Raw genomic sequence first — 14,376 nt, 5'->3', positions numbered from 1 at the left:
CCCCGTCCCGTCGACCCCGGATCGGCCATGCTCTCCTTCGCCCTGCGGCGGACCCTCCAGGCGCTCGGCGTCCTGGTCGCGGTCTCCGCCGCCGCCTTCGCCCTCTTCTACGCCGCGCCCGCCGACCCGGCCCGGGCCGCCTGCGGCCCGCGCTGCGACAGCGGGCAGATCGCGGCGGTGCGCCAGAGCATGGGCCTGGACCAGCCGCTGCTCACCCAGTACACCGACTACCTGGTCGGCGTCGTCGCCGGGCGGGACATCAACGACGTGGACGGCTCGGTCATCCACTGCGCGGCCCCCTGCCTCGGCTACTCCTACCGGCTGCACCAGCCCGTCACCGAGGCGCTGGCCGAGCACCTGCCGGTCACCTTCTCACTGACCGCCGGGGCGCTCGCCGTGCTGCTGGTCCTCGGCCTCGGCACCGGATTCGTCTCCGCGCTGCGGCACGGCCGACGCACCGACCGGCTGCTGTCCGGCTTCACCCTGGTCGGCGCGAGCGTGCAGATCTACTTCCTCGGCTACCTCGCGCAGTGGGCGCTGGTGTACTCGACGGGCCTGCTGCCGCTGCCCTCCTACACCCCGCCGGGCGAGGACCCGGCCGCCTGGGCGGGCGGGATGCTGCTCCCCTGGCTCGTCCTCGGCTTCGTCAACTCGGCCGTCTTCGCCCGGCTTTCACGCTCCCAGCTGCTGGAGACGATGAACGAGGAGTACGTCCGCACGGCCCGCGGCAAGGGGCTGGGGCGGCTGCGCGCCCACCTGAAGTACACCTCGCGCGGGGCCGCCGGTCCGCTGGTGCAGTTGCTCGGGCTGGAGGCCGGGGTGCTGCTCGGCGGGGCGGTGATCACCGAGACGGTGTTCGGCCTGAACGGGGTCGGGCGGTTCGCCGCCCAGGCGGTGTCCGGGCAGGACCTGCCGGCCGTGGTCGGCGCGGTGCTGCTCGCCGCCTGCTTCGTGGTGTTGTTCGTCGCGCTGGCGGACCTGGCGGTGGCCTGGCTCGACCCGCGCATCAGGCTGGGCTGAGAGGAGCCGGAACGATGAAGTCTCTTGATCCCCGGGGAGGTCGTGCGGTGGATGCCCAGACGGCGGATGCCCGGGCGGTGGCCGCCGAGCCGCTGGCTGCCGATCTGGTGCTCAGTGTGCGGGACCTGACGGTCGAGTTCGCCGACCCGCGCGGCGGCGCTCCGGTGACCGCCGTCCGCGGCCTGTCCTTCGACCTCGCGGCGGGTGAAGTCCTCGGCCTGGTCGGCGAGTCCGGCTCCGGGAAGTCCACCGTCGGACTGGCCGTGCTCGGCCTGCACGACCCGCGGACCACCACCGTCAGCGGCTCGATCCGGCTGGGCGGACGGGAGTTGGTGGGCGCCGAGGAGTCCGTGCTGCGCGGGGTGCGGGGCGGCCGGGCCGCCCTCGTCTTCCAGGACGCGCTCACCTCGCTCAGCCCCTTCCACGGCGTCGGCGCCCAACTCGCCGAGATGTACCGGCTGCACCACCCGGAGGCCGGGCGCGCCGAGGCCCGTCGGCGGGCGGCGGCGATGCTCGACCGGGTCGGCATCCCGGCCACCCGACTGCGCGACTACCCGCACCGGTTCTCCGGCGGGATGCGGCAGCGGGTGATGATCGCGATGGCGCTGATGAACGACCCGCAGTTGCTGATCGCGGACGAGCCGACCACCGCGCTGGACGCCCGGGTCCAGCGCCAGGTCCTCGACCTGCTGGGCGAGTTGCAGCGCGAGCACGGCACGGCGGTGCTGCTGGTCAGCCACGACCTCGGCGTGGTCGCGGGGACGACGGACCGCACGCTGGTGCTGCGTGACGGGGCCGAGGTCGAGTCCGCGCCGACCGCCGAGCTGCTGGCCGCCCCGCGCCGGCCGTACACCCGCGCCCTGGTGGGCGCGGCGCTGCGACTGGACTCGGTACCGGGCAGTGCCCTGCCGACAGTTGACGATCCGTCACCGACGCGGAGGTTCGCACCCCGGCCGGCGGCGGTCGGACACCCCGAGCGGTGGCTGGTCGAGGTGGCGGACCTCTCCGTGCACTTCCCCGGGCGGCGGCGCCTCCCCTCGCTGCGGGCCGAGCCGGTCCGGGCGGTGGAGGGGTTGAGCCTGCGGATCGCACCGGGCGAGACGGTCGGACTGGTCGGCGAGTCCGGCTCCGGCAAGTCCACCACCTCCCGGGTGCTGGCCGGACTGCAGCGCCCCACCGGCGGGCGGGTGCGGTACGACGGCCAGGACGTCACCCGCCCGGACCGGGAGCTGCGGCGCCGGCTCAGCCGGGAGATCCAGCTGGTGTTCCAGGACCCGTACGCCTCGCTCAACCCGCGCCGCACCGTCGCCCAGACCCTCGACACCCCGCTGCGGCTGCACACCGCCCTGGACGCGGCGCGGCGGCGGGAGCGCGCGGCCGAACTGCTGGAGCAGGTCGGGCTGCCCGCCGGGTACCTGGACCGCTACCCGCACGAGTTCTCCGGCGGGCAGCGGCAGCGGATCGGCATCGCCCGGGCGCTGGCGCCCGAGCCGCGCCTGATCATCGCGGACGAGCCGGTCTCGGCGCTCGACGTGTCGGTGCAGGCGCAGGTGCTCAACCTGCTGATGGAGCTGCGCGAACGGCTCGGCGTCGCCTTCCTGTTCGTCTCGCACGACCTCGCGGTGGTCCGGCACTTCTGCGACCGGGTGGCGGTGATGCACCGGGGGCGGCTGGTCGAGTCGACCGACCGGGAGCGGCTGTTCGCGGCGCCGCACACCGAGTACACCCGGGAGCTGCTGGCTGCGGCGCACTGAGGGCCGGCGGGGGTGGTGGACCTGCCGCCGGAGACGTACGTCCGGGCCGACCAGCAGGAGGACTGAGCCGGGCGGCGGCGGGCGCCGGCGTTCGGCTGTCGTTCGGCTGCGCGAGCGCGGTTCCAGGCGTTAGCGTGCTGGCGACGTGCCGTCACTCGACGTGCCGCACGGATGCCACCGGAGGGGGCACATTGTCGGACGACCTGCTCATCGCGAAGATCAATCACGGTTTCGACCACCTCGACGCCGACGGGGACGGGCTGCTCACCGAGCGGGACCACGTGCTGATGGGCCACTCGGTGGCCCGCTCGCTCGGCCACCAGGAGGGCTCGGAGGCGGAGGCCGTCATCGTCCGCGCCTACCTGACGGTCTGGCACGACCTGCACCTCGCCGGAAAACCCGCCGGGACGGAGGCGATCACCCGCGAGCAGTTCGTCGCCGCGACCGCCACCCTCGCCGACGACGCGGAGGCCGCCCGGGAGATCTTCGGCGCCCTGGCCGGGTCCTTCCTCGCCGTCGCCGACGCCGACCGCAGCGGGACGGTGGACGCCGGCGAGTTCTTCGTCTTCCAGCGCGGCCACTTCGCCGGACTCTGCCGCGACGACGCCGAGGAGGCCTTCCGCCACCTCGACCTCGACGGGGACGGCACGCTGTCCGCCGAGGAGTTCACCGGCGCCATCATCGAGTACTGGACCAGCCGCGACCCGGAGGCGCCGGGGAACTGGTGGACGGGGAAGCCGCCGCACACGCTCTGACCGGCAGCCGGGTCCGCCCCGGCCGACCGGGGCGGCGAGCCCGTCGCGCCGACCGGCTCAGCCGCGCCCGGACCGCTCCTTCACGGGACGCTCCGGGCGCTCCGGGCGCTCCGGGCGCTGCCCGGCCGGACGCCGGCTGACGCTCACCACCAGGCAGACCCCGACCACCACGATCGCCCCGCCCGCCAGGGTCGAGCCGGTCAGCGGCTCGGCCAGGACCAGCCAGCCCAGCAGCACCGCGACCACCGGATTCACGTACGCGTAGGTGCCGACCAGGGTCAGCGGGGCCGAGCGCAGCAGCCAGGCGTACGCGGTGAAGGCGAGCAGCGAGCCGAACAGCACCAGGTAGGCGAGCGCCAGCCAGGACCGGCCGGAGACGGCCGCCGGGTCGAAGCCGTGCTGCTCACCACGCGCGAGCCCGACCAGCAGGTCGCACAGGCCGCCGACCAGCATCTGGTACGCGCTCGCGGCGAGCACGTTGCCCGGCATCGGGATCTTCTTGCTCGCGAACGAGCCGAGCGCCCAGCTCAGCGTGGCGCCGATGATCAGGACCACGCCGAGCGGCGCGATCGACCCGCCGATCGCCGGGGCGGACAGCACGCCCAGGCCCACCAGGCCGAGCAGCACCCCGGCAAGCTCGGCGCGCTTCGGGCGTTCCCCGCCGCCGAAGGCCGTCAGCACGACCATCCAGAGCGGCACGGCGGCCACCAGCAGGGCGGTCAGTCCGGAGGGGACGGAGGTCTCGCCGAGCACCACCAGGCCGTTACCGCCGGTCAGCAGCAGCAGGCCGACCAGGCCCGCGGAGGCCAGCTGGCGGCGGCTCACCCGCAGACCGGCCGGGCCCTGGCGGATCAGCAGGTAGCCGACCAGCAGCAGACCGGCGGTGAGGAAGCGGGCGGCGGCGGAGAAGAAGGAGGGCATCGTCTCGACCACGATCCGGATCGCGAGGTAGGTCGAGCCCCAGACCACGTAGACCACCGCGAGGGCCGCCCAGACGGCGCCGGAGAGCCGGGCGGTGGCGGGCCCGGGAGTGGGGGTGCCGGGCGCGGGAGTGGCGGGAGCCGCGCCGGTGGGGCCGGCCGGGGTGCTGCCGGGGGTCGTTGCCGGTGACGGGGAGGCGGGCGATGTCATCTGTGTCCCCCTAGGACGGTGCTGGCCGAACATCCGATATGACAGCGCATCGACGGCCTGTCGCGCCAGTCGGTTCCACGGACCGGTCGGCGCGACGTACCGTGGGCGCTCCCCGCAGCCAGGAGGTCGAACCCGTGTCCGCGCCCGAGCAGGCCCCGCCGGTGGAGCCGGCGCTGCCGTTCTTCGTGTACGGCACCCTGCGCAGCGGCGGCCGCAACCACGCCGTCCACCTGGCCGGACGCTGCGCCGGAATCCGTCCGGCGGTGCTGGAGGGCGCCGCCCTGCACGACGGACCGGGGTACCCGTACGCGGTGCCGGACCCGGCGCCCGGGCGCCGGATCGTGGGCGAGCTCGTCACCGTCCGCCCCGGCGCGTACCCCGGGGCGCTGGCGGCACTGGACCGGCTGGAGGACTGCCGGGCGGACGGGACGGGGCTGTACGTACGCCACCGGCTGACGGTCCGGACGGCGGCAGGCGAACCGTGCGAGGCCTGGGTCTACCTCGCCGGACCGGCGGCAGAGGCGCGGCTGCGGGCCCAGCCCGCGCTGATCCCCTCGGGGGACTGGGCCGACCGGAGCGGGCTGACAACTGACAGCTGACAACTTTCAGATTTCAGATATTGAAAGTTGAAAGATGAAATCTGAAAGTTGAAACCTGTCAGCCGGCCGGCGGCCCGCCGCCCAGAACCCGTCACCTCGCCGGATCCCGCCCGGATACCGCCAGGTAGGCTGCCCCGGCCAGCAGGAACGAACGACGAGGAGCCACCCGGTGCCCGAGCTGCCCCCTCCGATCACCGTCGTCGGGATCGGGGCCGACGGCTGGCCCGGACTCGCCGCCGCCTCCCGGGCCGCGCTGCAGTCCGCCGAGGTCGTCATCGGTGGCCCCCGGCAGCTGGAACTGCTCCCCCGGGACGCCGTCCCCGCCGAGCGCCTCCCCTGGCCGTCCCCGCTGCGCCCGGCCGTCCCCGGGCTGCTCGCCGAGCACGCCGGGCGCCGCATCGCCGTGCTGGCCAGCGGCGACCCGATGTTCTTCGGCATCGGCCGCACCCTCGCCGAGGTCGTCGGCGCCGAACGGCTGCGCGTCCTGCCGCACCCCTCCTCCGTCTCCTACGCCTGCGCCCGGCTCGGCTGGCCGCTGGAGGCCACCGAGGTGGTCAGCCTGGTCGGCCGGCCGCCGGCCACCCTCGCGCTCGCCCTCCACCCCGGCCGCCGCCTGCTGGTGCTCAGCGCCGACGCCGCCACCCCGGCCACCGTCGCCGCGCTGCTCACCGAGCGCGGCTTCGGCACCGCCCGGCTGCGCGTGCTGGAGCAGCTCGGCGACGACGCCCGCGAGCGGGAGCTCGACGGCCGCGCCGACGACTGGCCGCACCCGCCCGGCGACCCGCTGAACCTCATCGCCGTCGAACTCGGCGACGGTCCGCGCAGCTCGCTCGTCCCCGGCCTGCCCGACACCGCGTACGCGAGCGACGGCCAGCTCACCAAGCGGCACGTCCGCGCCGCCACCCTGGCCGCCCTCGCCCCCTCCCCCGGCGAACTGCTCTGGGACGTCGGCGGCGGCTCCGGCTCGATCGCCATCGAGTGGCTGCGCGCCCACCGCGACTGCCGGGCCGTCAGCATCGAGCGCGACCCGGTCCGGGCCGAGCGGATCGAGCACAACGCCGCCGCGCTGGGTGTGCCCCGGCTCCGGGTGGTGACCGGCCGCGCCCCCGCGGCACTCGCCGAACTCCCCGTCCCCGACGCCGTGTTCATCGGCGGCGGCCTCACCGCCCCCGGCCTGCTGGACAGTTGCTGGGCCGCCCTGCGCCCCGGTGGCCGGCTGGTCGCCAACACCGTGACGCTGGAGTCCGAGGCGCTGCTCACCGAGTGGTACCGGCGCCACGGCGGCGAGTTGGTCAAACTGGCCGTCGCCCACGCCGTCCCGGTCGGCGGCTTCACCGGGTGGCGGCAGGCCATGCCGGTCACCCAGTGGTCCGCCGTCAAGCCCGAAACCCCCCAGGAGGACGCCTCGTGACCGTCTACTTCATCGGAGCCGGCCCGGGCGCCGCCGACCTGATCACCCTGCGCGGCCAGCGCGTCCTGGCCCGCGCCGAGGTCTGCCTCTACGCCGGCAGCCTCGTCCCGCGCGAGCTGCTGGACGAGTGCCCGCCCGGCGCCCGCCTGGTCGACACCGCCCAGCTCAACCTGGACCAGATCATCGCCGAGCTGGTCGCCGCGCACGAGGCGGGCCGGGACGTGGCCCGGCTGCACTCCGGCGACCCGTCCGTCTTCTCCGCCGTCGCCGAGCAGATGCGCCGACTGGACGCGGCCGGCGTGCCGTACGAGGTGGTCCCCGGGGTGCCGGCCTTCGCCGCCGCCGCGGCCGCGCTCAAGCGGGAGTTGACGGTGCCGACCGTCGGCCAGACCGTCATCCTCACCCGGATCGCCAAGCGCGCCACCCCGATGCCGGAGGGCGAGGACCTCGCCACCCTCGGCCGCAGCGGCGCCCTGCTGGTGCTGCACCTGGCCGCCGGCTACGTGGACGACGTGGTCGAGCAGCTGCTCCCGCACTACGGCGCCGACTGCCCGACCGCCGTGGTCGCGATGGCCAGCCGCCCCGACGAGCTGGTGCTGCGCGGCACGCTGGCCGACATCGCCGGGCAGGTCAAGGAGGCGGGCGTGGTGCGCACCGCCGTCATCCTCGTCGGCCGCACGCTCGCCGCCGAGCAGTTCCGCGACAGCCACCTCTACTCGGCGGACCGCGAGCGGCCGCACGAGCCCTGCGGCGCATGACCCCCGACGGCCGTACTCGCACCCCCGCCCACGTGCTGATCCTCGGCGGGACGACCGAGGGGCGGACGCTGGCCGCCGCGCTGGACGGCCGGCCGGGCCTGCGGGTCACCAGCTCGCTGGCCGGGCGGGTCGCGCAACCCCGGCTGCCCGTCGGGGAGGTGCGGATCGGCGGCTTCGGCGGACCGGACGGGCTGGCCGACTGGCTGCGCGCCGAAGCGGTGGACGCCGTGGTCGACGCAACCCACCCCTTCGCCGCCGGGATGTCGCACAACGCCGCCCTCGCGGCCGCCGCCACCGGTGTGCCGCTGCTGGTGCTGCGCCGCCCCGGCTTCGCGCCCATCCCCGGGGACCGTTGGCACCCCGTCCCCTCGCTGGCGGCCGCCGCCGAGCTGCTGCCGGGGCTCGGCCGGCGGGTCTTCCTCAGCTCCGGCCGGCAGGGCATCGCCGCCTTCGCCCACCTGGACGGGCTGCACTTCCTGGCCCGCTCGGTGGACCCGCCGGAGCCGCCGCTGCCGCCCTCGCTCGAAGTCCTGCTGGACCGCGGCCCGTTCACCCTCGACGGCGAGCGGGCGCTGCTGCGCGAGCACCGGATCGACGTGGTCGTCACCAAGGACAGCGGTGGCGCCGCGACCGCGCCCAAGCTCACCGCCGCCCGTGAACTCGGGCTGCCGGTGGTCGTGGTGGAGCGCCCGCCGGTACCGGAGGGCCTGCCGGTCGCACCGGACGTGGCGGGCGCGGTGCGCTGGCTGGAGCAGTTGCCGTAGCCGCGTCCACCCAGTGGAATTGCGGGCCGGCCGCGCCGAGCGCCCGGCACGATGGCCCGATGACCGATGATCAGCGCACCGAAACGCTACGAACCGCCGACGAGCGGGCCAGCCTGGCCAGCTTCCTGGACCACCAGCGCGACACCCTGGCGCTGAAGTGTGCCGGCCTCAGCGCCGAACAGCTGCGCACCCGGGTGCTGGAGCCCTCCGGACTCTCCCTGCTCGGGCTGGTCCGCCACCTCGCCGAGGTGGAGCGCAGCTGGTTCCGCAACGTCCTCGCCGGCGAGGCCAGGCCCGGCTTCTGGAAGCACCCCGACGGCTCCCTCGCCGAGTTCGACGTCGAGACCGCCGACCCGGAGGAGGCCTTCGCGGTCTGGCGCCGCGAGTGCGACCACGCCCGGGAACTCGTCGCCGCCGCACCGTCGTTGGACGTCCTGGGCCACTACGGCGAGGAGGTCTTCTCGCTGCGCTGGATCCTCACCCACATGATCGAGGAGTACGCCCGCCACAACGGCCACGCCGACCTCCTGCGCGAGCACCTCGACGGCACCACCGGCGAGTAGCCGCGCGGCGGCGGGCCGGCGGAACCGGACAGACGGAACCGGATGGACGGAACCGGACGGGCCAGGGCTACAGGGAGCCGCAATGCGAACCCGCCAGAAGGAACGCGACACCCCCGGGCCCTCCGAGCCCTGGAACGAGGTCTTCCCCGGGCTCTGGATGGGCGGGCACTACTACACCCCGCCCGGCGGGGAGCTGGAACCCGCCGTCGTCCGGGGCGAGTTCGACCTGGTGGTGAGCCTGTTCACGCTCCCCGGGCACGGCCCGGAGCCGCGGGTGGAGCACCTCGTGCGGGAGGTGCCGGACGACCGGCTCTCCGCCGCTCAGCTGCTCGCCGTCCAGGAGGCGGCCGAGCTCACCACATCCGCCGTGCGCCGGGGCCGCCGGACGCTGGTGCGCTGCCACTCGGGCTACAACCGCTCGGGCCTGGTGGCCGCGCAGGCGCTGGTCGGCCTCGGGCACGACCCGGCCGGGGCGATCCGGGTGGTCCGGGAGCGGCGGTCGCCCTGGGCACTGAACAACCCGGTGTTCGTGGAGTACCTGAACACCGGGTTGGACGTGGCGATCCTGCTGACCGGTCTCAACGAGCCGGACCGGTCAGCAGGGTGACTGGCCGTCAGATCTGACCGTCAGATGTCGCGGAAGGTCTCGATCTGGGCGCCGATCGAGTTGAGGCGCTCGGCGAGGTCCTCGTAACCGCGGTTGATGACGTAGACGTTGCGCAGGACGGAGGTGCCCTGGGCGGCGAGCATCGCGAGCAGGATGACCACGGCCGGGCGCAGCGCGGGCGGACACATCATCTCGGCGGCGCGCCAGCGGGTCGGGCCCTGGACCAGCACGCGGTGCGGGTCGAGCAGCTTGACGTCCGCGCCGAGCCGGGTCAGCTCGGTGAGGTAGATCGCGCGGTTGTCGTAGACCCAGTCGTGGATCATCGTGGTGCCGTGCGCGGCCGCGGCGATGGCGGCGAAGAACGGCACGTTGTCGATGTTGATGCCGGGGAACGGCATCGGGTGGATGGTGTCGATCGGCGCGGTCAGCTTGGAGGGGCGCACAGTGAGGTCGACCAGCCGGGTGTGGCCGTTGTGGGCCCGGTACTCCGGGGTCCGGTCGTAGTCGAGGCCCATGCCCTCCAGCACCGCGAGCTCGATCTCCAGGAACTCGATCGGCACCCGGCGGATCGTCAGCTCGGAGGAGGTGACGACGGCGGCGGCGAGCAGGCTCATCGCCTCCACCGGGTCCTCGGCGGGGGTGTAGTCGACGTCGCAGGTGATCTGCGGGACGCCGTGGACGGTGAGGGTGGTGGTGCCGATGCCCTCGATCCGGACGCCCAGCTTCTCCAGGAAGAAGCAGAGGTCCTGGACCATGTAGTTGGGCGAGGCGTTGCGGATGACACTGACGCCGTCGTGCCGCGCGGCGGCCAGCAGGGCGTTCTCGGTGACGGTGTCCCCGCGCTCGGTCAGCACGATCGGACGGTCCAGCGGGGTGCCCGGCTCGACCGAGGCGTGGTAGGCGCCGCCGGTGGTGGCGACCTCCAGGCCGAAGCGGCGCAGCGCGGTCAGGTGCGGCTGGACGGTGCGGGTGCCGAGGTCGCAGCCGCCGGCGTACGGGATGGCGAAGCGCTGGGCGCGGTGCATCAGCGGGCCGAGGAACATCAGCACGCTGCGGGTGCGGCGGGCGGCCTCGACGTCCATCGCGGCGAGGTCGAGCTCGGCCGGCGGGGTGAGTTCGAGGTCGCGACCGTCGTTCAGCCAGCGGCTCTTGACGCCGATGCTGGTGAGCACCTCGAGGATCCGGTAGACCTCCTCGATCCGGGCGACGCTGCGGATCGTGGTGCGGCCGGTGGTCAGCAGCGAGGCGCAGAGGATCGCGACGCAGGCGTTCTTGCTGCTGCGGACCTCGATGGCGCCGGAGAGGCGGGTGCCGCCGGTGACCCGCAGGTGCATCGGGCCGGAGTAGCCGAGGGAGACGATCTCGCTGTTGAGGGCGTCGCCGATGCGCGCGATCATCTCAAGGCTGACGTTCTGCTTGCCCTGCTCGATGCGGTTGACCGCGCTCTGGCTGGTGCCGAGCGCCTCGCCGAGCTGCGCCTGGGACCAGCCGCGGTGCTGGCGCGCGGTACGGATGAGGGTGCCGATACGGGTGAGGTAGTCGCCTGTCACTCGGCAGACCATATCTCATGGTTGAGATGGCACCAGAACCAAGAGCGGGCGCGGCGTCACTTTTGTCCGTTTCCCTCCCCGTATGAGTCGCGGATCTTCACATCACCGCACGATAGTTCTGAGCTTCCGCTGGTTCCGCTGCACGGGTGAGCCAACGGATGAGCCAACCGGTGAGCCGGTCGAGTTGACGCCGCTCAGGCCCCGAGCGGTTCCGCCCGGCCGACGACGGTGCCCGCGCGGTCGATGCAGATGACGTCCACCGCGACCGGCGAGCCGCGCAGCACCCCGAGCGCCGTCGCCCGGGCCGCCTCGGCGACCAGGTCCCCCAGCGGCACCCCGGCCGCCCGGCACAACTGCACCGCCTCCAGGCCGGTGTTGGCCGCCGCCACCGCCGCGGCCAGCCCCTCGTCCGCCCCGCCCCGCCGGGCCAGTTCGGCCAGGTAGCCCTTGTCCACCTGGGAGCGCGCCGAGTGCAGGTCGAGGTGCCCGTGGGCGAGCTTGGACAGCTTGGCGAAGCCGCCCGCGATGGTCAGCCGCGGCACCGGGTGGCGCTTGAGGTACTTGAGGACGGCCCCGGCGAAGTCGCCCATGTCGAGCAGCGCGTCCTCGGGCAGTCCATGCACCGCGACCGCGACCTTCTCCGAGGTCGAACCCGTGCAGCCCGCCACATGGGTGCGCCCGGCCGCCCGCGCCACGTCCACGCCGCGGCGGATCGAGTCGATCCAGGCCGAGCAGGAGTAGGGGACGACGATCCCGGTGGTGCCGAGGATGGACAGCCCGCCGAGGATGCCGAGCCGGGGGTTCCAGGTCGAGCGGGCGATCTCCGCGCCGTGGTCGACCGAGACCTCGACCACCACGTCCCCGCCGCCGCCGTGCGCCGCCGCCACCTCGGCCACGGCGTCGCGGATCATCTGCCGGGGCACCGGGTTGATCGCGGGCTCGCCGACCGCCAGCGGCAGGCCGGCCTTGGTGACCGTGCCGACCCCGGGGCCGGCCCGGAACACCACGCCGGCACCCGGTTCGCCGAGCCGCACGGTCGCGCGGATCAGGGCGCCGTGGGTCACGTCGGGGTCGTCCCCGGCATCCTTGACCACCCCGGCCATGGCGGCGGCCGGCTTCTCGGCAATCGACTCCCCGGGCTTCCCGGCGACGGTCGACTCCGCGGCGGTCGACTCCCCGGTGACGATCAGCTCCTCGGCAGCGATCAGCTCCTCGGCGGCGAGGGCGAAGGCGGGCTGCTGGCCCTTGGGGAGGGTGACGGTCACCGGGTCCGGGAACTCGCCGGTGAGCAGCGCCGTGTACGCGGCCTTGGTGGCGGCGGTGGCGCAGGCGCCCGTCGTCCAACCGTGCCGCAGGCCGCTGCTCCTCAGCTGGCCGGCCCGGCCTCCCGCCCCGGCTCCCGCTGCGGCCACCTGCGCCTCGCTTCCGCACTTCCGATCACGCCCGCCCCGGCCACCCCGGCCGGACCAGCCGATTCTCCCCCATCGACCCGGCCGCGCGGCGGCCGGGGCGGGGGCGCGCGGCTGGCCTCGGCGGGAGCGGGGAGCCTCCCGGCGTTCTCGAACTGTTCTTCGCACGGGTCTCGCTCCGTGCGACTACCAGCGAGTAATCTGTCGCTCCGTTATTTAGCGGGTTCATGACGCGACCCGGCGACCGGGGCATCCGGCCGGGGCGCCAGTATGTGGGGGTTTCTGTGGCAGGCATGAGACGTCGCACGTTCCTGACCGGCACCTCGGTGGCCGCCGCCTGGTCGGCGCTGTCCCTGGGCGGCGCGCAGTTCGCCTCGGCCGCCGGCCGGGAGCAGGCCCTGGCGACCACGGCCGCGCGGGCCGTCAACGTCGCCGGGACCACCTTGGAGCAGGTGGCCACGCCGACCGGCACCGGTTCCTACAAGCGCCTGGCGGCCGGGCCGGGATGGCCGCTGGTGGTGCGCGGGGACCTCGCGGCGCCGGGCTCCGGCCGGGACGACCGCCGGACCGGGCTGGCCAGCTTCGTCCAGTTCAGCGACCTGCACCTGGTGGACACCGAGTCCCCGGTGCGCTTCGAGTTCCTGGCGAAGTTCAACGACAGCGCCTACCGGCCGCAGGAGGCCCTGAACGCCCGCGGCGTGTCGGCCCTCGTCGAGCGGGTCAACTCGCTCGACGGCGGCCCCTACACCGGGATGCCGTTCAGCCTGGTGATGGCCACCGGTGACAACACCGACAACCACGAGCTGGCCGAACTCGACTGGTACCTCACCGTCATGGGCGGTGGCCGGATGGCCCAGAACACCGGTGACCTGACCCGCTACGAGGGTGTGCAGAACTCCGGCAACTCGGCCTTCTGGAACCCCGAACTCGCCTACGACGACGTCTACAAGGCGAAGGGCTTCCCGCAGGTGCCCGGCTTCCTGTCCGCGGCCGGCCGGCCCTTCGACGCCCCGGGCCTGAACACCCCCTGGTACACCACGGTCGGCAACCACGACGACAGCATCGAGGGCTCGCTGCCGGACTTCGGGCTGCTCAACGAGCTCTACACGGGCGGGCTCAAGCTGGAGGGCTGCGACGACGCGACCGCCGCCCAGCTGATGGACTCGCTGCGGCGCGACCCGGCGGGCGCCGTCCTGCTGCTCGGCAAGCTGCTCGCGAGCGGCGACGCGGTGCGCCGGATCACCCCGGACGAGCGCCGGCATCCGTTCACGCTCAAGCAGTTCGCCAAGGCCCACCTGGACCCGGCCGTCACCGGCGCCGGTCCGTACGGGCACGGCTTCACCTCGGACATGGTGAGCAGCGGCAAGCTCTACTACACCTTCCGGATCTCGGAGAAGGTCCTCGGCATCAGCCTGGACACCACCAACCAGGCCGGGTTCGCCGACGGTTCGCTGGGTACCGCTCAACTGCGCTGGCTGGAGCAGCAGTTGAAGAACCACAGTGGGCACTGGTACGACACCAACGGGAGCCGGGTCAACGGCGGCAGCACCGACGAGCTGATCCTGGTGTTCAGCCACCACACCAGCGGCTCGATGGGCAACCTGCTGCCCGACCCGCGCAACATCTTCGAGAAGCGGCACGACGGCAACGAGCTGGTCGCCCTGCTGCAGCGCTACCCGAACGTGGTCGGCTGGGTGAACGGACACACCCACATGAACAAGATCACGGCGCACGGCCACGCGGTGCCGGAGCGGGCGTTCTGGGAGATCAACACCGCCTCGCACATCGACTACCCGCAGCACGGGCGGATCATCGAGATCGCGGACAACGGGGACGGCACGCTGTCGCTGTTCACCACGCTGATCGAGTCCTCCGCGCCGTACGCGACGGACTTCGGCAGCACCTCGGACACCAACCTGGCCTCGCTGTACCGCGAGTTGGCGTACAACGATCCCAACGGCCGGGTCTCGGCCCTGCTGGGCGCCGGGGAGGACCACAACACCGAGCTGCTCATCACCAAGCCGACCCGGTGACGGTCGGCGGGCGGGGCGACGG

The 14,376-nt window shown here is 73.8% G+C and carries 13 protein-coding genes; 10 read left to right on the top strand and 3 right to left on the bottom strand.

Going from position 1 to position 14,376, the window contains the following annotated elements; genetic code table 11:
* Window positions 1-27 precede the first annotated feature (27 nt).
* The 3 genes from ACFVXG_RS06025 to ACFVXG_RS06015 all read left to right on the top strand — a co-directional run bounded on the left by ACFVXG_RS06025 (window position 28) and on the right by ACFVXG_RS06015 (window position 3,529).
* Entirely contained in the window at window positions 28-1,020 is a 993-nt protein-coding gene (locus ACFVXG_RS06025; protein WP_387924739.1) for an ABC transporter permease, read from the top strand.
* Window positions 1,021-1,067: 47 nt separating this feature from the next.
* A complete protein-coding gene (locus tag ACFVXG_RS06020; RefSeq protein WP_387924737.1) occupies window positions 1,068-2,774 on the top strand; it encodes a dipeptide ABC transporter ATP-binding protein in 1,707 nt (568 codons plus the stop codon).
* 191 nt (window positions 2,775-2,965) lie between these two features.
* Window positions 2,966-3,529 carry an EF-hand domain-containing protein gene (locus tag ACFVXG_RS06015; RefSeq protein ID WP_387924735.1) on the top strand — a complete coding sequence of 188 codons (564 nt, stop codon included), beginning with the start codon at window positions 2,966-2,968 and terminating at the stop codon, window positions 3,527-3,529.
* Window positions 3,530-3,586: 57 nt separating this feature from the next.
* On the opposite strand, the gene ACFVXG_RS06010 is transcribed toward ACFVXG_RS06015, so the two are convergent.
* Window positions 3,587-4,660 carry an EamA family transporter gene (locus ACFVXG_RS06010; protein ID WP_387924733.1) on the bottom strand — a complete coding sequence of 358 codons (1,074 nt, stop codon included), beginning with the start codon at window positions 4,658-4,660 and terminating at the stop codon, window positions 3,587-3,589.
* Window positions 4,661-4,794: 134 nt separating this feature from the next.
* Between ACFVXG_RS06010 and ACFVXG_RS06005 the strand changes: the two genes are divergently transcribed.
* The 6 genes from ACFVXG_RS06005 (at window position 4,795) to ACFVXG_RS05980 (ending at window position 9,362) form a co-directional block, all read left to right on the top strand.
* Complete coding sequence (locus ACFVXG_RS06005; RefSeq protein ID WP_387924731.1) at window positions 4,795-5,259, top strand: gamma-glutamylcyclotransferase family protein; 465 nt, start codon at window positions 4,795-4,797, stop codon at window positions 5,257-5,259.
* 169 nt (window positions 5,260-5,428) lie between these two features.
* On the top strand, window positions 5,429-6,670 hold the full coding sequence (cbiE, locus tag ACFVXG_RS06000) for a precorrin-6y C5,15-methyltransferase (decarboxylating) subunit CbiE (protein ID WP_387924729.1): 1,242 nt from the start codon (window positions 5,429-5,431) through the stop codon (window positions 6,668-6,670).
* Window positions 6,667-7,428, top strand: coding sequence for a precorrin-4 C(11)-methyltransferase (gene cobM, locus ACFVXG_RS05995; RefSeq protein ID WP_387924727.1), 762 nt, complete (start codon window positions 6,667-6,669; stop codon window positions 7,426-7,428). The genes cbiE and cobM overlap by 4 nt, the downstream gene beginning before the upstream one ends.
* A complete protein-coding gene (locus ACFVXG_RS05990; RefSeq protein WP_387924725.1) occupies window positions 7,425-8,192 on the top strand; it encodes a cobalt-precorrin-6A reductase in 768 nt (255 codons plus the stop codon). The genes cobM and ACFVXG_RS05990 overlap by 4 nt, the downstream gene beginning before the upstream one ends.
* A gap of 59 nt (window positions 8,193-8,251) precedes the next feature.
* Window positions 8,252-8,755, top strand: coding sequence for a DinB family protein (locus ACFVXG_RS05985; RefSeq protein WP_387924723.1), 504 nt, complete (start codon window positions 8,252-8,254; stop codon window positions 8,753-8,755).
* 82 nt (window positions 8,756-8,837) lie between these two features.
* Window positions 8,838-9,362, top strand: a complete 525-nt coding sequence (locus tag ACFVXG_RS05980; RefSeq protein ID WP_387924721.1) for a protein phosphatase — start codon at window positions 8,838-8,840, stop codon at window positions 9,360-9,362.
* 20 nt (window positions 9,363-9,382) lie between these two features.
* Here ACFVXG_RS05980 and ACFVXG_RS05975 read toward each other — a convergent pair whose 3' ends face one another.
* Window positions 9,383-10,912 (bottom strand): UDP-N-acetylglucosamine 1-carboxyvinyltransferase, encoded by a 1,530-nt coding sequence (locus ACFVXG_RS05975; RefSeq protein WP_387924719.1) that lies wholly within the window; start codon window positions 10,910-10,912, stop codon window positions 9,383-9,385.
* A gap of 194 nt (window positions 10,913-11,106) precedes the next feature.
* Complete coding sequence (locus ACFVXG_RS05970; RefSeq protein ID WP_387924717.1) at window positions 11,107-12,324, bottom strand: cobalt-precorrin-5B (C(1))-methyltransferase; 1,218 nt, start codon at window positions 12,322-12,324, stop codon at window positions 11,107-11,109.
* 290 nt (window positions 12,325-12,614) lie between these two features.
* Here ACFVXG_RS05970 and ACFVXG_RS05965 point away from each other — a divergent pair, with 290 nt between their 5' ends.
* Entirely contained in the window at window positions 12,615-14,354 is a 1,740-nt protein-coding gene (locus ACFVXG_RS05965) for a TIGR03767 family metallophosphoesterase (RefSeq protein WP_387924716.1), read from the top strand.
* The last annotated feature ends 22 nt before the right edge of the window (window positions 14,355-14,376 follow it).

Source organism: Kitasatospora sp. NPDC058162, assembly GCF_042884005.1.
Lineage (GTDB): Bacteria > Actinomycetota > Actinomycetes > Streptomycetales > Streptomycetaceae > Kitasatospora.
This window is presented reverse-complemented; position numbering and strand designations above follow the sequence as displayed.

Bases quoted from the DNA above. Each gene is read 5' to 3' on its own strand.
- ACFVXG_RS06025 (WP_387924739.1), top strand. From the start codon at position 28: ATGCTCTCCTTCGCCCTGCGGCGGACCCTCCAGGCGCTCGGCGTCCTG.
- ACFVXG_RS05990 (WP_387924725.1), top strand. From the start codon at position 7,425: ATGACCCCCGACGGCCGTACTCGCACCCCCGCCCACGTGCTGATCCTC.
- ACFVXG_RS05985 (WP_387924723.1), top strand. From the start codon at position 8,252: ATGACCGATGATCAGCGCACCGAAACGCTACGAACCGCCGACGAGCGG.
- ACFVXG_RS05965 (WP_387924716.1), top strand. From the start codon at position 12,615: ATGAGACGTCGCACGTTCCTGACCGGCACCTCGGTGGCCGCCGCCTGG.
- ACFVXG_RS05980 (WP_387924721.1), top strand. From the start codon at position 8,838: ATGCGAACCCGCCAGAAGGAACGCGACACCCCCGGGCCCTCCGAGCCC.
- ACFVXG_RS06010 (WP_387924733.1), bottom strand. From the start codon at position 4,660: ATGACATCGCCCGCCTCCCCGTCACCGGCAACGACCCCCGGCAGCACC.